Annotated in this window: 17 protein-coding genes; 14 read left to right on the top strand and 3 right to left on the bottom strand. The window is 57.6% G+C overall.

What is annotated here, in order from left to right:
• Positions 1–281: 281 nt before the first annotated feature.
• From petA to phoU, 10 genes are all read left to right on the top strand, one after another.
• Positions 282–875, top strand: coding sequence for a ubiquinol-cytochrome c reductase iron-sulfur subunit (gene petA, locus B3520_RS09305; protein ID WP_024459584.1), 594 nt, complete (start codon positions 282–284; stop codon positions 873–875).
• Between the two features lie 2 nt (positions 876–877).
• Positions 878–3,115: a ubiquinol-cytochrome c reductase gene (locus B3520_RS09300; RefSeq protein WP_286805667.1), complete on the top strand. Its 2,238-nt coding sequence runs from the start codon at positions 878–880 to the stop codon at positions 3,113–3,115.
• A gap of 68 nt (positions 3,116–3,183) precedes the next feature.
• Positions 3,184–3,819: a glutathione S-transferase N-terminal domain-containing protein gene (locus B3520_RS09295; protein ID WP_286805665.1), complete on the top strand. Its 636-nt coding sequence runs from the start codon at positions 3,184–3,186 to the stop codon at positions 3,817–3,819.
• Between the two features lie 71 nt (positions 3,820–3,890).
• Positions 3,891–4,286: a ClpXP protease specificity-enhancing factor gene (locus B3520_RS09290; protein WP_024459587.1), complete on the top strand. Its 396-nt coding sequence runs from the start codon at positions 3,891–3,893 to the stop codon at positions 4,284–4,286.
• A gap of 137 nt (positions 4,287–4,423) precedes the next feature.
• Positions 4,424–5,041, top strand: a complete 618-nt coding sequence (locus tag B3520_RS09285; RefSeq protein WP_286805663.1) for a Yip1 family protein — start codon at positions 4,424–4,426, stop codon at positions 5,039–5,041.
• Between the two features lie 205 nt (positions 5,042–5,246).
• Positions 5,247–6,215, top strand: coding sequence for a PstS family phosphate ABC transporter substrate-binding protein (locus B3520_RS09280; protein ID WP_123636899.1), 969 nt, complete (start codon positions 5,247–5,249; stop codon positions 6,213–6,215).
• 239 nt (positions 6,216–6,454) lie between these two features.
• Positions 6,455–8,740 (top strand): ABC transporter permease subunit, encoded by a 2,286-nt coding sequence (locus B3520_RS09275; protein ID WP_286875906.1) that lies wholly within the window; start codon positions 6,455–6,457, stop codon positions 8,738–8,740.
• A gap of 18 nt (positions 8,741–8,758) precedes the next feature.
• Positions 8,759–10,423, top strand: a complete 1,665-nt coding sequence (pstA, locus tag B3520_RS09270; protein ID WP_286805658.1) for a phosphate ABC transporter permease PstA — start codon at positions 8,759–8,761, stop codon at positions 10,421–10,423.
• Between the two features lie 111 nt (positions 10,424–10,534).
• Positions 10,535–11,305 (top strand): phosphate ABC transporter ATP-binding protein PstB, encoded by a 771-nt coding sequence (pstB, locus tag B3520_RS09265; RefSeq protein WP_024459592.1) that lies wholly within the window; start codon positions 10,535–10,537, stop codon positions 11,303–11,305.
• A gap of 20 nt (positions 11,306–11,325) precedes the next feature.
• On the top strand, positions 11,326–12,048 hold the full coding sequence (phoU, locus tag B3520_RS09260; RefSeq protein WP_024459593.1) for a phosphate signaling complex protein PhoU: 723 nt from the start codon (positions 11,326–11,328) through the stop codon (positions 12,046–12,048).
• A 3-nt stretch (positions 12,049–12,051) separates the two neighbouring features.
• On the opposite strand, the gene B3520_RS09255 is transcribed toward phoU, so the two are convergent.
• Positions 12,052–13,005 (bottom strand): AEC family transporter, encoded by a 954-nt coding sequence (locus tag B3520_RS09255; protein ID WP_286805655.1) that lies wholly within the window; start codon positions 13,003–13,005, stop codon positions 12,052–12,054.
• Positions 13,006–13,087: 82 nt separating this feature from the next.
• Positions 13,088–14,503 (bottom strand): glucuronate isomerase, encoded by a 1,416-nt coding sequence (gene uxaC, locus B3520_RS09250; protein WP_286805653.1) that lies wholly within the window; start codon positions 14,501–14,503, stop codon positions 13,088–13,090.
• A gap of 533 nt (positions 14,504–15,036) precedes the next feature.
• Between uxaC and B3520_RS09245 the strand changes: the two genes are divergently transcribed.
• The 4 genes from B3520_RS09245 to B3520_RS09230 all read left to right on the top strand — a co-directional run bounded on the left by B3520_RS09245 (position 15,037) and on the right by B3520_RS09230 (position 19,203).
• Entirely contained in the window at positions 15,037–15,594 is a 558-nt protein-coding gene (locus B3520_RS09245) for a thioredoxin family protein (RefSeq protein ID WP_286805651.1), read from the top strand.
• Positions 15,595–16,078: 484 nt separating this feature from the next.
• The gene (locus B3520_RS09240) at positions 16,079–17,641 is read left to right on the top strand and encodes a cellulase family glycosylhydrolase (protein WP_286805649.1); all 1,563 of its coding nucleotides are present in this window, start codon (positions 16,079–16,081) and stop codon (positions 17,639–17,641) included.
• 158 nt (positions 17,642–17,799) lie between these two features.
• Entirely contained in the window at positions 17,800–18,381 is a 582-nt protein-coding gene (locus B3520_RS09235) for a hypothetical protein (RefSeq protein ID WP_286805647.1), read from the top strand.
• 15 nt (positions 18,382–18,396) lie between these two features.
• On the top strand, positions 18,397–19,203 hold the full coding sequence (locus tag B3520_RS09230) for a hypothetical protein (protein WP_286805645.1): 807 nt from the start codon (positions 18,397–18,399) through the stop codon (positions 19,201–19,203).
• A gap of 42 nt (positions 19,204–19,245) precedes the next feature.
• Here the strand turns inward: B3520_RS09230 and purD are convergent.
• On the bottom strand, positions 19,246–20,347 hold a 1,102-nt coding region (gene purD / locus B3520_RS09225), incomplete at its 5' end, for a phosphoribosylamine--glycine ligase (protein WP_286875905.1).

Below are 20,347 nucleotides of genomic sequence, written 5' to 3'. Positions count from 1 at the left end.
CGTCCGCAGTTCTCCAAGCGTTAAGCTGGAGCTCGCCCCACGGTGTGGGGCGGCGGTACCTCCGAGCAAAAAACGCCCAGGCCCTTCGCTGGCCTGGGCGTTTTTTTATGTCCGCCCGCCGTATAACCCATTGGCCGAGGGCACGGGGCGCAGCTTATTCTTGTAAGCGGCGCGCAATTTCTTTAAGATTGGCCATTTTTTACGTCTCAATAACATCATTCTAAATCGTTGAAATTCAGTGATTTACTGGCCGTCGGAAGCTGTTAGGGGAGAAGATCGTCATGACCGATGACGTTGTCAATAAAACGCGCCGCCGTGTGCTGACCGCTGCTACCTCGGTAGTAGGGGCTGTGGGCGTAGTGGGTGCAGCGGTACCTTTTGTGGGTTCCTGGAACCCCAGCGCCAAGGCAAAAGCCGCCGGGGCACCGGTTCGGGCCAACATCGGCAAGATGGAGCCCGGGCAAATGATCACCGTCGAGTGGCGGGGCAAGCCGGTCTACATTGTGCGTCGTACACAAGAGTCCATCGCGGGGCTGGAAAAAGTTGAGGACGTGCTGCGCGACCCCAACTCGGAGCAACCCCAACAGCCCGAATACGCTCAAAATCAGACTCGCTCCATTCGCGAAGAGTTCCTGGTGCTGCTCGGTCTGTGCACCCATCTGGGCTGCGCACCGTTGTTTCGCCCGGAAGTGGGCGTTGCTGACCTCGGTGGCGAAAACTGGCAGGGCGGCTTCTTCTGCCCTTGTCATGGTTCCAAGTTCGATATGGCTGGCCGCGTGTATACAGGCGTACCCGCTCCGTTAAACCTGGAAGTTCCCCCACACCGTTACGAGGGCGATAACCTGCTCATCGTGGGCGAGGATCAGGAGGCATAAGAATGAATTGGTTAACTGGATTGTGGCAGTGGGTCGACCAGCGTCTCCCGGTACAGCGCGCCTGGGACACCCATATGGGCAACTACTACGCGCCCAAAAACTTTAACTTCTGGTATTTCTTCGGCGTTCTGTCCCTGCTGGTGCTGGTCAACCAGTTGGTGACCGGTATCTGGCTGACGATGAACTACACCCCGACCGCCGAGGGCGCCTTCGCCTCCGTCGAATACATTATGCGTGATGTGGAGTACGGCTGGATTCTGCGCTACATGCACTCTACCGGTGCTTCCGCGTTTTTCGTGGTGGTATACCTGCACATGTTCCGCGGCTTGATGTACGGCTCCTACAAGGCGCCGCGCGAGCTGGTATGGATTTTCGGCATGACCATCTATCTGGTGCTCATGGCGGAAGCCTTCATGGGCTACGTGTTGCCCTGGGGGCAGATGTCCTACTGGGGCGCTCAGGTGATTGTGTCCCTGTTCGGGGCCATTCCGGTGATCGGCGAAGATCTTGTGCAGTGGATTCGCGGTGATTACCTGATTTCCGGCATTACCCTGAACCGCTTCTTCGCCCTGCACGTCGTGGCCCTGCCGATTGTCCTACTCGGGTTGGTGGTACTGCATATCCTGGCGCTGCACGAAGTCGGTTCCAACAACCCCGATGGCGTGGACATCAAGAAGAACAAAGATGAGAACGGTATCCCCAAAGATGGCGTGCAGTTCCATCCGTACTACACGGTTCACGACCTGGTGGGTATTACTGTCTTCCTGTTCGCTTTCTGTTTCGTCATGTTTTTCATGCCGGAAATGGGCGGTTTCTTCCTGGAATACGCTAACTTTGAAGAGGCGAACAACCTGAAGACCCCGGAGCACATTGCCCCGGTGTGGTACTTCACGCCTTTCTACGCCATCTTGCGGGCGGTGACCATTGAAATTGGCCCCTTGAGCGCCAAGTTCCTCGGTCTGATTGCCATGGGCGCGGCGATTGCCATCCTGTTCGTGCTGCCCTGGTTGGATCGGGCCAAGGCCCGCTCCATGCGCTACAAGGGGCATATCCCGCGGGTCATGTTGATGGTATTCGCCGCCATGTTTGTGGTGCTGGGTTACCTGGGCGTCAAATCACCGACCACTGGGCGCACCGTATTGTCCCAGTTGGCGACGGTGTTCTACTTTGCCTATTTCATCACCATGCCGATCTGGACCAGCAACCGCCCGCCGGAGCAGCGCTCGCAGATCGCGCGAGTCCTGTCGTTCGCCATTTGCTGGGGTTTTGCCCTGATCTTCCTGGTAATGGCTCTGAATGGAATCACAGGGGACAGCGATGTGCCGGTCTTCCTGCGCCTGTTTGGTCTGGTTCTGGCCGCCGTGTTCGCGGTGCTCCCCTGGTTGGCGGATCGCGATAGTGAGCACCCCGTGCCAGAGCGTGTACAGATGAAAGGCTTGCCGCTGCGCTTGGTGCTGGGTGGTCTGGCGCTGTTCGCAGTACTCGTGGTGGTTCCGATCAAGGCTGTGGGCGCGGGTGCTGGCGGATGTGGTTCCATTCCCTGCGATATCATGGAACCGGACCTGGACAATAAAGAGTCCCTGCAGCGTGGTGCCAAGTACTTCGTGAACTACTGTATGGGCTGCCACTCCGCCAAGTTTTCACGCTATGAGCGGGTGGCGGACGATCTCGGTATTCCCCACGATGTGGCGCGCAACAACCTGATTTTCGGCGATCAGGAGATCGGTAGTCTGATGACCACCTCCATGACGAAGGAGCAGGGTAAGCAGTGGTTTGGGGTTCAGCCGCCGGATCTGACTCTGGTGGCCCGGTCTCGCAACCCGGAGTGGCTGTACACTTACCTTCGTAACTTCTATAAGGATGAGAGCCGTCCCTTCGGTGTGAATAATCGGGTGTTTGAAAACGTTGGTATGCCCCACGTCATGCTGGACCTTCAAGGCCTGCTGGAGTGTTCCGCCGGTCCCCAGCTGGACAGCCATGGACACATTGTGCGCGATAGCGCGGGCAATCCAGTCATGGATGAGGAGTGTGGTAGCCTGGTGGAAGGTGACATTGAAGGCAGCCTGTCGCAGGAAGAGTTTGACCAGGTGATCTACGACCTGGTGAATTTCCTGGAGTATCTGGGTGAGCCCGCAGCCATGGACCGTGAACGGGTGGGTATCTTCGTGCTGTTGTTCCTGTCCGTCCTGTTTGTGTTTGCTTACCTGCTCAACCGCGAGTACTGGAAGGGAATTCACTAAATTCGAATAACGGTGGGGCGCCTGTGGGCGCCCCGGCTTGATCACTGGGTAATTTGAGGTAATACACAATGGGTGTGGTGACCAAACGCTCATCCATGACGCTGTTTTCCGATGGTTCTGATCATTACAGCCATCGGGTTAGAATTGTGTTGTCGGAGAAAGGGGTATCGTCGGATATTATTGATGTCGATCCCAAAAACAAGCCGCAGGAACTGGCGGACCTCAACCCCTATGACAGTCTGCCCACGCTGGTGGACCGGGACTTGGCCCTGTACGAGTCCAAAGTGATCATGGAGTACCTGGATGAGCGTTTCCCGCATCCTCCGCTCCTGCCGGTGTACCCGGTTGCCCGGGCTCAGAGCCGGCTGTGGATGTACCGGCTGGAGCGTGATTGGGCGCCGCTGGTAGACACCATTCTCACCAGCAAGAGTAAGGACACCGTGCTAAAGGCGCGTAAGGCCCTGCGCGACAGTCTGCTGGCCATCTCGCCGATCTTTGCCGAAATGCCGTTTTTCATGAGCGATGAGTTCACCATCGTGGACTGCTGCCTGGCACCGATCCTCTGGCGCTTGCCGATGCTGGATATTGACCTTGGCAAGGGGCGCCAGGCCCAGCCCTTGCTGACGTACCAGAAGCGACTGTTCGAACGTGAGGGATTTCGTAAGAGCCTCACGGAAGTCGAGCGCGACATGGGGGCTCACTAGCCTCCATTGCGTGTTGTCCAGCCCCCAAAAGGGGCTTTCATGCCCTTCGATACCCTATCGGGAGACGTTCTATGGCCATGACCTCAAGCCGTCCTTACATGATTCGAGCGCTCTATGAGTGGATCGTGGATAACGGCTGCACCCCCTATATCCTGGTGGATGCCCAGGGGCAAGGCGTTGAAGTGCCTCAGCAGCACGTCAATAAAGACGGGCAGATTGTACTCAATATCAATCCGACGGCAGTCAAAGACCTGTTCATCGGTCTGGAGCAGATCAACTTCAATGCCCGCTTTGGCGGCATACCGACGGATCTGGTGATCCCCTGTGGCTCAGTACTGGGTATTTATGCCCGGGAGAATGGCCAGGGCATGGTATTCGAGCATGAGCCCAATCCCGAGCCTCCCAAGCCGGATTCCGAACCGAAGAAAGACGCGCAAAAACGGCCCAACCTCAAGGTCGTCAAATAAGGGGCGACGGCCCCTTTTATATAACCTAAGTTGATTAACAGTATTCGTTTATCGCGAATACTTCTTTGCGGCACTCGTCCCAAAGCTGGATACTGTACGTACTCTCTAATAACAAGCAGTAGCAGGAGTACGTAAATATGGCTATGTTGCAGCACACCCTGGGTATCTTCACCAACCCCGATCGCGAGTGGCAGCGGATACGCAGCGACAACGAATCGTTCCTGCGGGTTTATCTACGTCACGTTCCCTTGATGGCACTGATACCCTGTATCGCGGGCTATTTCGGAGTGACCGAAGTGGGCTGGAGCGTGGGTAGCGGCGGTGTGGTGAAATTGACCAGCCAGAGTGCCTTGCTCATGGCCGGAGCGGCCTATTTCGCTCAGCTTATTGCCATTTATGTCCTGGGCGAGTACATCAATTGGATGTCGCGCAGTTTTGGTGTGGCCGACGAAGCCAATCGTCGCCACTATGAAGGGACGGCGCTGGCGGTCTATTCGGCCATTCCCATGATGCTCGCCGGTGTTGCGCTGGTATACCCACAGCTGTGGCTGGTGGTATCGGTGTACATTCTGGCGGCGTGCTACTCCGTCTATCTGATTTATGAAGGTATTCCCATCCTGATGAATATCCCGAAAGAACGGGGCTTCATTTACGCCAGTTCGGTGATCACCGTAGGCTTGGTGCTCGCGGTCGTGGTGATGGTGAGCACCGTGATCGTCTGGAGTTCAGGGGCGGGACCGGTCTACATCAGCTGATTTTCCGGCGAGACTGATTCGCTTATCCGACAGAAGGCAGCCTCAGGGCTGCCTTCTGCGTTTGTTGCAGTAATTTGACAAATTTATGGCAGCCTGTCACAGGACTGTCATATTGGGTGGGTAGAGTGCATCTCAGGTGGAAATGACCCAGATAAGGGCATTTCATGTCACTGAACGACAAATCACTGTTTCAGAGGAGCGCTCTATGAACGCCATCAAATTCTTTAAAGGCCTGGCTCTGGCCGGCTCAATGACCTGCGCCATGGCGCAAGCGGACGTCGATCCCAATCTGCCGGATTACGAGGCGGTTTCAGGCGTATCCGGTAATGTGAACAGCATCGGTTCCGATACCCTGAATAACCTCATGACCCTCTGGGCCGAGGAGTTCGCCAAGTTCTATCCCAACGTCAATATCCAGATCCAGGGTGCCGGTTCTTCGACCGCTCCGCCGGCGCTGACTCAGAATACTGCCAACTTTGGTCCCATGAGCCGCGAAATGAAGGCCTCCGAGATTCGTGCTTTTGAGCAAGCTCACGGTTACAAGCCGACTGCGGTTCCGGTAGCGGTGGACGTTCTGGCGGTCTACGTCAACAAAGACAACCCCATTGAAGGTCTCACGATTCCTCAGGTAGACGCCATGTTCTCGGTGACCCGTCGCTGTGGCTATTCAGAGGACATTACCCGTTGGGGCCAACTGGGCCTGGACGGTGAGTGGGAAAATCGTGACCTGGGCCTGTACAGCCGTAACGCGGTGTCCGGTACCTACGGTTACTTCAAGGACAATGCCCTGTGCGGGGGCGACTACAAGCCCGGCATTAACGAGCAGCCCGGTTCTGCCTCGGTTGTTCAGGGTGTGAGCGAATCGCGTAACGGTATCGGCTATTCAGGTATTGGCTACATGACTTCTGGCGTGCGTGCAGTACCGCTGGCCCGTGCCGAAGGCGAAGAGTTCGCCGCTCCCAACGCCGAAAACGCCTCGAATGGCAGCTACCCTCTGGCCCGCTTCCTGTATGTGTACGTCAACAAGCACCCGAACCGCCCCCTGGATCCCATGCAGGCTGAGTTCCTGAAAATGGTAATCTCCAAGCAGGGTCAGGAAGTGGTAGTGCGTGACGGTTACATTCCGCTGCCGGCCTCAGTGTCCAAGCGGGTGACCGAAGAGCTGGGTCTGTAAACACAGACTCCGCCGGGTGGCACTTGCCGCCCCGATCGACCCGGAAAGGGACCCTGGGTTTATGATCCGTCAACTGGTTTAGGGACAATCAAAAGGGACACCGCCGCGGGGCGGAGGGTCCCTTTTGTCATGTGACTGTAACAAAAATGTCATCTAGCGCTGTTAGCATGCACGCGCTTTCGTCGAAGTCCTCTGATTGGGGGTTCGACCGAGATTCTCCAGCTCAGGATTGATGCACTATGTCAGAGCGACCTTCCACCCCGGATGCCCGGGGAAGCTTGATGCCGAATGCGGAGCAACGTGCTCGTCTGCGCAAGGTACGCAAATTCAAGGACGGCCTGTCCCGCTACGGAGTCGGCACTGCCGGTATGATGGTGGTTGGCGCCCTGGCGCTGATTTTCATCTACCTGTTCTCGGAAGTGGCGCCGTTACTGCGCAGCAGCAGTATCGAGCCGACTGCCGACTACCCCTTCGCACTGACCAGCGAGGCCGATCCGTCCGCCCACCTCGTGCTCGAGCGGTACGAGGAGATGGGGGCATCGTTCAGCGAGGCCGGGCAGGTGCACTTCTTTAACGTTGATTCTGGGCTCGCCCTCAAAACCTTTGAGGTTCCTCGCAATCAGGGTGTCACGGCCACGGCGGTTGATACCAGTGTGCCGAATCAGCAGCTGGTGGCCTACGGTTTCTCCGATGGCTCGGTATCTGTCGTCCAGGAGACCTATAGCCTCAGCTATCCCAATGACCAGCGGCTGGTGACCCCGGGGCTGGATTACCCACTGGGTGAGGAACCCGTCACGCTGGACGAGCAGGGCCGCGCCTTGCGCGAAGTCGCCGTGCAAAGCACGGATGCCGGCATGATGGTTGCCGGCGTCACTGAAGACAATCAGATCCTTGTGGGGCGTTACCGGATGAACCAGGGTCTGTTCGGCAACGGCGGTAGCGTATCCGGTGATAGCTATTCCGTGCCCTCACTACCCGGTGGTGCCCAGGTGGAACACTTGATCGTCGATGCCACTGGGCGTTTTTTGGTGGTCGCGGACGATCGGGAACAACTGCATTTTTACCATGTCGAGCGCGCTGAAGATGCCCGGTTGATCGAGACGCTTCCCACCGAGCGTGGCCAGGTGAACGCTCTGGAGTTTCTGGTCGGTACGCTGTCGGTGATCATCGGCACGGACCAGGGGTCGGTCAGCCAGTGGTTTATCATTCGGGACGATAACAATCAATTCCATCTGACGCCGGTGCGGGACTTTGGCTCCATGCCGGGCTCGGTGACCACTATCGCACCGGAATATACCCGAAAAGGTTTCGCGGCCGGTGACGACCAAGGCAATGTCGGCCTTTTCTACGGGACATCGTCGAGCACCCTGGTGATCGAGTCGGTCACGGATCAGCCCATTTCGCAACTGGCATTGTCGCCCATTAACGGCCGCTTGTTGGCGCTGGATAATGACCAGCGGTTGCATATAGCCTCGGTCTGGAATGAGCATCCGGAAATCTCCATGAGCTCACTCTGGCAGAAGGTCTGGTATGAAGGCCGACAGCAGCCCGAGTACGTCTGGCAGGCTTCCTCTGGCGCGGATGACTCCGAGGCGAAAATGAGCCTGGTGCCGTTGTCTATCGGTACGCTCAAAGCCGCTTTCTACGCGATGCTGTTTGCCATCCCTCTGGGTGTGATGGGCGCCATTTACACCGCCTACTTCATGACCCCCAAGCTGCGTGGCGTGGTCAAACCCACCATTGAGATCATGGAAGCCCTGCCGACGGTCATTTTGGGTTTTCTTGCCGGTCTATGGTTGGCACCGTTTCTGGAAAATCACCTGCCAGCGGTATTCAGTATTCTGATTTTCCTGCCGGTCACCATGTTGGCCGTAGGGTTGTTGTGGAGCCGGTTGCCATCGGCGATTCGCAGCAACGTCCCGGAAGGTTGGGAGGCCGCCATTCTGATCGTCCCCATTCTGTTGACCGGATGGGCCTGTATCGCGGTCAGTCCGCACGTCGAAGTGTGGTTCTTTGATGGCAGCATGCGCCAATGGCTGACCAACAACAATATTGACTACGATCAGCGCAACGCACTGGTCGTGGGTATTGCCATGGGCTTTGCGGTGATTCCCACCATTTTCTCGATCGCCGAAGACGCGGTGTTCAATGTGCCCCGCCATTTGACCCAGGGGTCTCTGGCCCTCGGGGCAACCCGCTGGCAGACCGTAATAGGTGTGATTCTGCCCACCGCCAGCCCGGGTATCTTCTCGGCGGTGATGATGGGCTTTGGTCGTGCAGTGGGTGAAACCATGATTGTGTTGATGGCCACCGGCAACAGCCCGGTGCTGAACTTCAATATATTCGAAGGTATGCGCACCCTGTCCGCCAACGTGGCGGTGGAGCTGCCGGAAACCGCCATTGGCAGCACGCACTTCCGGGTGTTGTTCCTCGCCGCTCTGGTGCTGTTGGCCCTGACATTTGTGGTCAACACTCTGGCCGAAGTCGTTCGCCAGCGTTTGCGTAAACGCTACAGCAACCTGTAACCATTGGGAGCCTGATTGATGAAAGCCTGGTTTAAAAGTGGTGCCCCCTGGGTATGGCTGAACGGCGGTGCCGTGGCGCTGTGTATGATTATGGTTGTGGGCCTGTTGGGGCTGATTGCCGTTCGCGGTTTTGGCCATTTCTGGCCCGCTGATCTGGTGCAGATGTCGGTGCTGGATCGCGATGGCGACCGACAGGAAGTATTGGGAGAACTGGTCCGTAAGGAAGTCATTCCCGCGCGAGTGGCGCGTACCAATGGCTACACCGTGGGCGAGGATGTCCCTCTGGTGACCCGCTATCTGATCAAACAGGGTAATCGGGATCTCGGTAGCGATTTTCAGTGGTACCTGGATGTGGGCATGGGTGAGTGGCACTACCCGGAAAATGCCATTGTGGTTGAACGTCGCGAGTGGGGTAACTTTTACGGTTTCCCGGTGGCGTTGAAAGAACACGGCGAAGTGATCAGCCGCCTGGGCGATGAGGATTTCTGGCCAGAGGTGGAAGCCCGGGTCGAGCGCAGCGTGGATCTGCACAACGAAATCCGTCGCAAGGAAAAGGTGGAGATTGGCAGCATCAACCACAAGCTGGAACGGCTGCGCCTGGAGCGTCGCCGCCTTGAGCTGCAGGGTGTTTCGCCGGAAGAAATGGCGCAGGCCGAAGAGCAGTTTGCGGTCGAGCGAGAGGCATTGAACGAAGAGTACCGCCGAATCAAGGCGGAGCGCGACGCGATTTATGAGCAGATCGAGCGGGACAGCTTTGATGTTGAAACCGTCAACGGAATGGAAAAAACCATTCACCTGCATAACATCGTGCGGGTTACCCGCTCCAACCACCTGGGTGTGTTTGGCAAGCTGGCACACTACATGGACCGGTTCTGGGAGTTCCTGACCGAAGAGCCCCGCGAGGCCAATACCGAAGGCGGGATTTTCCCGGCCATCTTCGGCACCGTCACCATGGTGATTGTGATGTCGATCATGGTTACCCCGCTGGGCGTGCTGGCCGCCATTTACCTGCGCGAGTACGCCCGTCAGGGCACGGTACTGAAGCTGATCCGCATTTCGGTGTACAACCTGGCCGGTGTGCCTTCAATTGTATACGGGGTGTTTGGTCTGGGTTTCTTTGTGTACTTCCTGGGGGGCAGCATTGATGAGCTGTTTTTCCCCGCGTCCTTACCGGCCCCGACCTTTGGTACGCCGGGTTTGTTCTGGGCGTCTCTGACTCTGGCCCTGTTGACCCTGCCGGTGGTGATTGTTTCCACCGAAGAAGGCCTGGCGCGTATTCCCAGCACCATCCGTCAGGGCAGTCTGGCCCTGGGGGCGACCAAGTCGGAGACCCTGTGGAAGGTGGTGGTGCCTCTGGCCACGCCTGGCATGATGACCGGCCTGATTCTGGCCATCGCCCGTGCCGCCGGTGAAGTGGCACCATTGATGCTCGTCGGTGTGGTCAAGCTGGCACCGAGCCTGCCCATTGATGGCAACTACCCGTACATTCATCTGGATCAGAAGATCATGCACCTCGGGTTCCATATTTATGACGTCGGCTTCCAGAGTCCGAACGTTGAAGCCGCTCGCCCCCTGGTTTACGCGACGGCGCTGACGCTGGTGTTGTTGATCATTATTCTGAACCTTACAGCCATCAAAATTCGTAACACGCTGCGCGAGAAGTATCGCAGCGCCTCTGATTGATCGCGGGAGCCTAGCATGTTAGAAGACACTACCAAGCAAAGCGGGTCATCAACGGCACCCGACCACCAAGCACACGTGGGCGCGCCCCGCCCTCAGACACAGGGTAATGCCATGGCATTGGAAGACGAGACCATCAAGCTCGAGGTCAATAATCTGAATTTGTACTACGGGGATAATCGTGCCCTGAAAGACATCAACCTGAAGATTCCCGAAAAGAAGGTAACCGCCTTTATCGGACCTTCCGGCTGCGGTAAGTCGACGCTGCTGCGCTGTTTCAACCGGATGAATGACCTGGTGGATATCTGCCGCATCGAAGGCGAGATCCTGATGGATGGCAGCAATATGTACGACAAGAAAGTCGACGTGGCCGAGCTGCGTCGTCAGGTGGGTATGGTATTCCAGAAGCCCAACCCATTTCCGAAATCCATTTATGAAAATGTCGCCTATGGCCTGCGTCTGCAGGGCGTAAAGTCCCGCCGGGTTCTGGATGAAGTGGTGGAGAAGTCCCTGCGCGGCGCTGCCCTGTGGGAAGAAGTCAAAGACCGGCTGCACGACAACGCCTTTGGTCTGTCCGGTGGTCAGCAGCAGCGTCTGGTCATCGCCCGCGCCATTGCCATTGAGCCGGAAGTGATTTTGCTGGATGAGCCGGCGTCGGCATTGGACCCGATTTCAACACTGAAAATTGAAGAGCTGATCTACGAGCTCAAAGATCAATACACCATTGTGATTGTGACCCACAATATGCAGCAGGCGGCCCGGGTTTCGGACTATACTGCGTTCATGTACATGGGCGATCTGATCGAGTTTGGTGACACCGATTCGCTGTTTACCAACCCGACCAATAAGCAAACCGAAGATTATATTACCGGCCGGTACGGCTAAGAGGAGCACTCATTATGGTCATGGATATCAAATCCCATACGCATCATATTTCTCAGCAGTACAATCTTGAGCTGGATGAAATCAAGACCAAGCTGTCCGAGATGGGTGGACTGGCTCAACGTCAGGTTAATGATGCCATACAGGCGCTGATTGATGCCGATGCCGAGACCGCCGAGCGGGTGGTTCGGGAAGATGATCACGTCAATGACATGGAGCTGGATATTGACGAAGACTGCGTTCGCATTCTGGCGCGTCGCCAGCCAGCGGCCAGTGACCTGCGTCTCGTTATCGCGGTTACCAAAGCCATCACGGACCTGGAGCGGGTGGGTGATGAGGCGAGCAAAATCGCCCGGCAAGCTATCGCCCTTAGCGGTGACGGCTCCACACCGCGCGGGTACGTTGAAGTGCGCCACATCGGTGGCCATGTCTCGCGCATGTTGAGTGACGCACTGGATGCGTTTGCTCGTCTGGATATCGACCTGGCACTACGGGTGGTGGAAACGGACAACACCGTGGATATGGAGTACAACTCCGCCATGCGGGAAATGCTGACCTTCATGATGGAGGACCCTCGCAATATTTCCCGTGCCCTGAACATCATGTGGAGTCTGCGCGCCCTGGAGCGGATCGGTGATCACGCCCGAAACCTGGCCCAGTACGTGGTGTATCTGGTGAAGGGTGAAGATGTGCGCCACGAATCCTATGACGAGATTCAGGAGCAGATCCAGGACGACAACGAGTAGTGTTCAGCTCGCCAGGGCCTGCAGTATCCACAGGCCCAGCGTGACCGTCACCAACCCGAAAACCGTGGACTGGACGATCATGGTGGCCGCCAGGGAGGCATTACCGCCCATGGCCCGCACCATGACAAAACTGGCGGTAGCCGTGGGCGACGCGGCCAGCAGAAAGACCACCGCCAGCGCCTGACCCTCCAGCCCCAGAGCCAAGGCGATCAGGACACCGACCAGGGGCGAAACAATCAGCTTCCAGGTGGTGGCCGCCAGGGCGCCACCGCCCACTTGCCGTAATGACTTCAGATCCAGCGCGCCGCCCACACACAGCAGGGCCAGTGGCAGGCTCATCTCACCCAGATAGTTACCCGCCCGTTGAACGGGCTCGGGCATGGGGCCTTCAATCCAACCGTAGAACAGTCCGGCGACAATGCCGATGATCAATGGGTTGCTCACCACACCCGAGAACACGCCCCGCATGCCTCGCCGGCTGTCCAGGTCCCGGTTGAGCGCAATGACCGACAGTACGTTATAGAGCACGATGGTGATGGCGATGGGTAGGGCGGCCATGGCCACGCCGCTTTCTCCGTAGGCATTGGCGCAGTAGGCCAGACCGATGATCACCAGGTTGCCCCGGAACGCCGCCTGGGCCAGGACGCCCCGGTCCCGCCGGTCGCGCACAAAACCGTCCGCCGTGAGCAGACTCAACAGAAAAATGGCGATCGCTCCGGCTACTACCGCGAACAGGATGCGGCCGTCGGCGGCGGCACCAAAGTCGGTGGTGGCGCTGCTGAAAAACAACAGTACCGGCAAGCCCACCGCAAATACCAGGCGCGATGCCGTGTTGATGAAGGTCTCATCAATCATCCCGATGCGGCGTAACACCGCACCAAGAATCACCATCAGGAAAATCGGTGTGGTGACCGAGAGTGAGAACAGGAATGTCGATAGCAAATTGGTGCTGTCCAAGAGCGCTCTCCGGGTTGAGAACGAAAAAAGCCCGACATGACTGCCGGGCTCTACAGACTACCACGCTATCTAATCGACCCGCTTACTTCGGGACGTCAAACGGGAAGTAGTCTTTCGCGTTGTTGAAGCTGATGTCCTGAATCATGCTGCCGACCATTTTCAGGTCATTGGGTACCGTACCGGCGGCCATATCATGGCCGAGGATACGGCACAGCAGGCGCCGGAAGTACTCGTGGCGGGAGTAACTCAGGAAGCTGCGGCTGTCGGTCAGCATCCCCACAAACCGGCTCAACAGGCCCAACTGGCTCAGGGCTTCGATCTGGCGCTTCATGCCGTCCAACTGATCCAGGAACCACCAACCGCTACCAAACTGCATCTTGCCGGCGGCCGAGCCATCCTGGAAGTTGCCGATCATGGTGGCGATCATCTCATTATCGCGCGGGTTCAGATTGTACAGAATGGTTTTGGCCAGGCGGTCGTCGTTGTCCAGACGGCCGAGGAATTTCGACAGCGGCTTGGCGTAGTTGTGGTCGCCAATGGAGTCGAAACCGGTATCCGGGCCCAGATCGCGGAACAGCCGCGGGTTGTTGTTGCGGATGGCGCCAATGTGGTACTGCTGGACCCAGCCTTTCTCGTGGTCCTGACGGGCGAACTCCACCAGCATCGCCGAGTAGAACTTGTCCAGCTCGGTCTGGTCGAGGTCCTTGCCGCCGCGCACTTTGGCGAAAATCGCCTTGATTTCAGCGTCGGTATAGTCTTCGGCGTGGACGGTTTCCAACCCGTGATCCGACAGGCGGCAACCCTGCTCATGGAAGAAGTCGTGACGCTTCTGCAGGGCGCTCATCAGGTCGTCGTAAGTGCTGATCTGTACGTCAGCCACTTCCCCGAGCCGATCCAGGTAGGTGTTGTAACCCTGGGTATCTTCGGCGGCCATGGCCTTGTCCGGGCGCCAGGTGGGCAGCACATTGGTGTTGAAATTGCTGTCCGCGGCGATGGACTGGTGATGGCGCAGGTCGTGGGTCGGGTCATCGGTGGTGCAAATGACCTTCACATTGGCCTGGGTGATCAGGCCCTTGGCGCTGAATTCCGGCGTCGCCAGCAGTTCGTTGCACTGGTCCCACACCTCGCGGGCATTTTCGCCGCTGAGCAGCTTGTCGGTGATGCCGAAAGGCTTCTTCAGTTCCAGGTGGGTCCAGTGATACAGCGGGTTGCGCAGGGTATTCGGTACGGTTTCGGCCCAAGCCTGAAATTTCTCCCAGTCGCTGGCATCACCGGTGCAGTACTTTTCGCTGACACCATTGGAGCGCATCGCTCGCCATTTGTAATGGTCACCCGCCAGCCAGACCTCGGACAGATTCTTGAACTGTTTATTTTCGCCGATCTGATCCGGGGGGAGGTGGCAGTGGTAGTCAATGATCGGCATGTCTTTGGCGTAATCGTGGTACAACGCCTTGGCCTGCTCGGTGTCGAGCAAAAAATCGTCGTGTATAAAAGTCATTCTCACAATTCCTCTCAACACACAAAAGCCGTCACCGGGTGCCGGGCAGACCCCAATGTCGGTTGTGCAGCTGGTTTAGGCAGCGCCCACAGCGAGAACCGGAGTCCGGCCCCAAAACGCGCTGTACTGCTTGCATACTGCCAGGGTTGATTTATTGTGCGATGGTGTCCACCGCGTTTTGTCCCGGGATCACTCAGTGGGCCCGGCGCCGCTTATGATGCGGATCAGGGTCAGTTTACCTCCTGAGTGAGCAAATATAAACAGTCATTGTTCGGGGTGGTGTACGGCTGTAAGTGCTTGCTAACATCGAAGCCCAATTATATCAATGTTGTGGTCATCATGAAATAAAGGGGTGCTATTTCACCAATAGTGAAATTCTTGCGCGGCTCCCCCGGTCTCTGGGCCTTTAGCCCCGGGGGAGTGGCGTCTGTTGCTGGCTTTAACAGGGGCCGCCCGGGGGTATACAATTCAGGGCTAACCATCCAAGTGTCTGTGGCCCCGGGTGGGGCTGGCGCTTAACAGGAGAGTCAATTATGGCCCGCACGCCTTCCAATATGCTTCCTCTGGGCACTGAGCTGCCCGATACCACTTTGCCCGATCCCGCCGGGGAGACCTGGAAACTGAGCCAGCGCATGGGCGATAAGGGGCTGGTGGTGATGTTCATCTGTAACCACTGCCCGTTTGTCCTGCATATTGCGCCGTTCCTGGAAACACTCAACGACCGGCTCAATGAAATGGGCATCCGCTGTATCGCCATCAGCTCCAACGATGTCAAGGAGTACCCGGCGGATTCTCCGGAAAAAATGGCTCAATTTGCCAAGGAGTACAAACTGGCGTTCCCGTACCTCTACGACGAAACCCAACGGGTGGCCAAATCCTTTGATGCGGCCTGTACCCCGGATTTCTACCTGTTTGACCGGAATAAGCGGTTGGTTTACCGGGGCCAACTGGACGACAGCCGTCCGGGCAATGATATTCCGGTGACCGGGAAAGACCTGCTGGCGGCGGCTGAGTTGGTCGCCAGAGGTGAGCAGCCCCCCGAAGATCAGCAGCGTCCCAGCCTGGGCTGCAATATCAAGTGGAAATCCTGATTTTCAAATAAGAAAATCAATCCGCATGTTAAATTCTGTGTCAGGAGGGACGAATCCGGCGTCCCTCTCTCTCCGTCCCTGGGGTACAGCCGGATTTGCCGTTTGCCCAAATCGGCTTTGTTTTACGCGCCAAGAGCGCGCCTTCAGAAATTGAAGATCAGTCCCCCCTTTTTTTACGCCATCTGTGGCAAATGTCGCCAGACTTTTCACTTCTTACCTTAGCGACTTTTTCTTCTTTGCAATTTGTGATCTCCCTCTCGTCCCGCAAGCCCTTCTGCATTTTTCCCTGAAGCGCTGTCGATATACTTTTTGGTGAGTGGACGCTTTGGCCTCGGTCAGAGCCGGAAACTCGAAGAAGTATAAGACTGACGCTGCATACACAGTGGTATTCGGTAGGGACTGGTGAGTATTTCAGGTCCGGTATGCGGTGCGCTATTCCTTGATATTTTTCTCGCATAAAAACCCGGAAAGGAGATAATTTCCCATGACGTTTTCAAAGATAAAAACAATCAGTGGCGCTTTTTTGTTGGCCGCCGGATTAATGGTGGCCCCGATCACCCAGGCTCAATCCGTTCAATGCGATTATCTGGTTCAAAGTGATTGGGGCGCTGGCGCCATTGCGAGCATCCAGATTACCAATAACGACACCTCGGCGATCAATGGTTGGCAGGTGAGTTGGGAGTATGAGCACAGCACCATTACCAACCTTTGGAATGCCGAACTGGAGGGTTCCAATCCCTACAGTGCGACCAACCTTAGCTGGAATCAGTCGATCCAGCCGGGGCAGTCGATTGAATTTGGATTTCAGGTGAGTCAGAACGGCGACGCGGAAGTGCCGGAGCTGTCGGGTGCTCTCTGTGGTGGGGCGAGCTCGTCCAGCAGCTCGTCGGTTTCGTCGAGTTCCAGTAGCTCGCAATCCTCATCGAGTAGTTCGGTCAGTAGCTCGTCCAGCAGTAGTTCCTCCGTTTCGTCGAGCGCTTCCAGTTCGTCCAGCTCCTCTGTGAGCGACCCCGGGGGGCTGACGGCCGTGGAGCTGACCGAGCAAATGGGCGTGGGCTGGAATGTCGGCAACTCCCTGGACGCCATTGGCGGTGAAACCGCCTGGGGGAATCCCGAAATTACCCGGGAGCTGATCGATAGGGTAAAAGCCGCGGGTTTCGACACGCTTCGGGTGCCGGTAGCCTGGAGTCAGTTCTCCGATACCGAAAATTTCATCATCGAGGAGAGTTGGAAAAACCGGGTAGAGGAAGTGGTCAACTACGCGCTGGACGCGGACCTGTATGTGATCATGAACATCCACTGGGACGGTGGCTGGATGCAGCCGACCTACGCGGATCAGGAGTATGTCAACAATCGTCTGGCCATCATGTGGACCCAGATAGCCGAGCACTTTGAGGCCTACGATCATCGACTGCTGTTTGCCGGTACCAATGAGGTAATGGTCGAAGGCGATTACGGGACGCCAACCGAGGAGTACTACACCGTCCAGAACAGCTTCAATCAGACCTTTGTCGACACCGTGCGCGCGACCGGTGGCAACAACGCGGATCGTTATCTGGTGGTTCAGGGGTTCAATACCAACATTGATCACACCGTGAACTTCGCCGAGATTCCCGAGGATACGGTCAGTGATCGGCTGTTGATGGAGGTGCATTACTATGACCCCTACAACTTTACGTTGAACGAAAGCAGCAACATTACCCAGTGGGGTTCGATCGCAACCGACCCGAATGTCACCGAAACCTGGGCCAATGAGTCCTACGTGGATAACCAGTTCCAGCGGATGCAGACGAACTTCATCGACCAGGGTGTCGGGGTCATTCTGGGTGAATATGGCGTTATTTCACGGCAGAATGTCGAAGGTCACGATACCTATCGGCGCTATTGGAATGAATACATTACCCAGTCAGCGCTTGATCACGGTATGGTGCCAGTCTATTGGGACAATGGCTATGCAGGAAACGGCGGTTTCGCACTGTTTGATCGCTACAGTGGCAGCGTCATTGAGCCGGAGCTGGTGGAGGTGCTGGTAGGGGCTTCCGACTGACCGCATCGTCAGTAAACCCGCACCGAAAAGCCGAGCGCAGGCAATGCGTTCGGCTTTTTTTGTTGTTGAGGGGCAAATTTCACCCAAATGGGGTATGCGGTTTGAAGCTGTGACGCATAAAATTGTCTACAAAACCGACACAATGCGGAGCATCAAAGATGACGACTTGGGGATATATCAAAGCAGTAAGCCTTCTCAGCCTGCTGGCGCTGTCCGGCTGTGTGGCCGAGGATGATGAAGGAGAAGATACCCGTGAGCTGGATAGTTCCGGCGGTGGTAGCTGTTCGTTCCAGGAGTTGGTGACAGCCTCTGACCGGGATGCGGCCAACGCTTGTGGGACACAGGTATCGACCCAGTTTCTGGCGGCGGATGCCTACTATCAGCAGGCACTGGAGCTCTGTGCTGAGGGTTACCAAAGTGAGGCCGAGGAGGTCTATGGTAACTATGAAATTCAGGTGAGCTATGCTCGTGACGTAGCGGCCGGATTTGATTGCGGCAGCGGCTCCACCGGTGGCGGTGGCGGTGGCGTAAGCGTTGAAGACCCCAGCGAACAGATTTACTACAACCTCTGTGTCGGACAGACCACCGATACCATCTATGCGAGTTGTTATGGACCGGTTCAGTACGGCGATAATGACTGCGGCCCGAACACTGACGGTGTCTCCTACAGCTACCTGACCAAGTATGACTCCCGATCAGAGTGCATTAACGAGCGGGATGACTACCTACGAAACTTCTAGCCCGGACCATCTCCAATGAAACGCCTGGTTACGCTGGTTACCGTTGTATTTATTGGTGTGAGCGCTTTCAGCGTGGTGCGAGCCTTGTATCAGGGAGGTGACGAGCGCGCAGGGACGCCGCTGCTCAAGGTCCCGGTTGAATCACTATCGGAACGACCGGGTCGCGGGACCTCGGCGCGGAGCGCAACCGCTCCGGTCGAGGCACCCAGGGAGGACGCGCAGGCGAGCCGGTCAGATGCGGTGCCGGAAGAGCGTCGGCGCCTCCACGACGATCTGAGTTTGGGAATCGCGCTGGGGTTCACGCGCGAAGAGGCGCTGGCGCTGATTCAACAGACCGACCTGGAACAGCTTGAGGCCTTCTTTTCACAGCGCTCTCATATTACCGCTGACTGGCTGAATCGGCAGGGACTGGGTGTTGAGCATCTGCGCGAACTTTACGCCCGCTGGGCGGCGGGAACCCCTCCAGAACTCGCCCCGGATAACCCGGGGGCGCTGATATTCAGCCGTTATCGCTCGGGTCAGGACGGCAGCCCCTTCCGAGCCCAGAACCGCTTCAGCGTGCAAGACCGGACGGTCTATCTGCACTACCAGGTGCCGACTGAGTACCAGCAGGCGTCGGTGATCATTCGGTGGGCGCGAGAGGACCAGCCGGGCCTGTCCCACTTTGACTACCATCCGTTGACGGACCATACCGGGTTGCGACAGGAGGCCTGGGTGCGTCCCCGGCAGGGATGGGAGCCCGGCACCTATCGGGTCGAGATTTATGGTGCCGAGCCTTCGCTGCCCCTCATCGCGCAGCGGGACTACGAGGTGTTGCCCTGAAGGGCGCTCGCGGTTGAGCGCCCCCCTTAACGTTGCAAGTAACTACTCGCCTTTCTTCTCCCGCTCAATCGCCCGATAGGCGATATCCTTACGGTAGAAAACCCCGTCCCACTGGATGCGATCGGCCAGGGCGTAGGCGCGCTGCTGCGCTTCGCTGACAGTATTGCCCAGGGCGGTGGCACACAACACCCGGCCGCCGCTGGTGACGACTTTACCGGAGGCGGTCTTGGTGCCGGCGTGGAATACGCGCTCACCGGGGGTCTCTTCGGTAGGGAGACCGCTGATTTCGTCGCCCTTGTTATAGCTGCCCGGGTAACCACCGGCGGCGAGCACGACGCCGACCGCGGCGCGCTCGTCCCAGTCGGTGTGGGCCTGATCGAGTTTGCCGTCCAGTGCGATCTGGCACAGCTCGGCCAGGTCGGATTTGAGGCGCAGCATGATCGGTTGGGTTTCGGGGTCGCCGAACCGGCAGTTGTATTCGATCACTTTCGGCTGGCCGTCCGGGGTGATCATCAGGCCGGCGTACAGGAAGCCGGTGTAGGGGTTGCCTTCGGCGGCCATGCCCTCCACGGTCGGTACAATCACCTGCTGCATGATGCGCTCGTGCACCTCGGGGGTGACCACCGGGGCCGGGGAGTAGGCGCCCATGCCGCCGGTGTTGGGGCCGGTATCGCCTTCACCCACACGCTTGTGGTCCTGGCTGGTGGCCATGGGCAGAATATGTTTGCCGTCCACCATGACGATAAAGCTGGCTTCTTCACCGGTGAGAAATTCTTCGATCACCACGCGGCAACCGGCGTCCCCAAAGGCATTGCCGGAGAGCATGTCACGCACGGCGTCCTGGGCCTGATCCAGGGTTTCCGCCACGATCACGCCTTTACCGGCGGCCAGGCCGTCGGCTTTGACCACGATGGGCGCACCTTTCTCTTCCAGGTAGGCCAGGGCGGGCTCCACCTCGGTGAAGGTCTGGTAATCCGCGGAGGGGATCTGGTGCCGGGCCAGGAAGTCTTTGGTAAAGGCCTTGGAGCCTTCCAACTGGGCGGCGCCCTTGGTGGGGCCGAAGCAGGGCAGATCGCGCTCGGCGAAGTAGTCCACCACGCCTTCGACCAGCGGCGCTTCCGGGCCGACGATGGTCAGCGCCACG

It is taken from the genome of Marinimicrobium sp. UBA4509 (assembly GCF_002388575.1).
Lineage (GTDB): Bacteria > Pseudomonadota > Gammaproteobacteria > Pseudomonadales > Cellvibrionaceae > Marinimicrobium > Marinimicrobium koreense.
Note: the sequence above shows the minus strand (reverse complement) of the source record. Positions and strands in the feature narration are given on the sequence as shown.

Excerpts from the sequence above, each read along its gene's own strand:
- uxaC (WP_286805653.1), bottom strand. The coding sequence starts at position 14,503 with ATGACTTTTATACACGACGATTTTTTGCTCGACACCGAGCAGGCCAAG.
- B3520_RS09285 (WP_286805663.1), top strand. The coding sequence starts at position 4,424 with ATGGCTATGTTGCAGCACACCCTGGGTATCTTCACCAACCCCGATCGC.
- phoU (WP_024459593.1), top strand. The coding sequence starts at position 11,326 with ATGGATATCAAATCCCATACGCATCATATTTCTCAGCAGTACAATCTT.
- B3520_RS09275 (WP_286875906.1), top strand. The coding sequence starts at position 6,455 with ATGTCAGAGCGACCTTCCACCCCGGATGCCCGGGGAAGCTTGATGCCG.
- petA (WP_024459584.1), top strand. The coding sequence starts at position 282 with ATGACCGATGACGTTGTCAATAAAACGCGCCGCCGTGTGCTGACCGCT.
- pstB (WP_024459592.1), top strand. The coding sequence starts at position 10,535 with ATGGCATTGGAAGACGAGACCATCAAGCTCGAGGTCAATAATCTGAAT.
- B3520_RS09280 (WP_123636899.1), top strand. The coding sequence starts at position 5,247 with ATGAACGCCATCAAATTCTTTAAAGGCCTGGCTCTGGCCGGCTCAATG.
- B3520_RS09245 (WP_286805651.1), top strand. The coding sequence starts at position 15,037 with ATGGCCCGCACGCCTTCCAATATGCTTCCTCTGGGCACTGAGCTGCCC.
- B3520_RS09235 (WP_286805647.1), top strand. The coding sequence starts at position 17,800 with ATGACGACTTGGGGATATATCAAAGCAGTAAGCCTTCTCAGCCTGCTG.
- pstA (WP_286805658.1), top strand. The coding sequence starts at position 8,759 with ATGAAAGCCTGGTTTAAAAGTGGTGCCCCCTGGGTATGGCTGAACGGC.
- B3520_RS09290 (WP_024459587.1), top strand. The coding sequence starts at position 3,891 with ATGGCCATGACCTCAAGCCGTCCTTACATGATTCGAGCGCTCTATGAG.
- B3520_RS09300 (WP_286805667.1), top strand. The coding sequence starts at position 878 with ATGAATTGGTTAACTGGATTGTGGCAGTGGGTCGACCAGCGTCTCCCG.
- B3520_RS09230 (WP_286805645.1), top strand. The coding sequence starts at position 18,397 with ATGAAACGCCTGGTTACGCTGGTTACCGTTGTATTTATTGGTGTGAGC.
- B3520_RS09240 (WP_286805649.1), top strand. The coding sequence starts at position 16,079 with ATGACGTTTTCAAAGATAAAAACAATCAGTGGCGCTTTTTTGTTGGCC.
- B3520_RS09295 (WP_286805665.1), top strand. The coding sequence starts at position 3,184 with ATGGGTGTGGTGACCAAACGCTCATCCATGACGCTGTTTTCCGATGGT.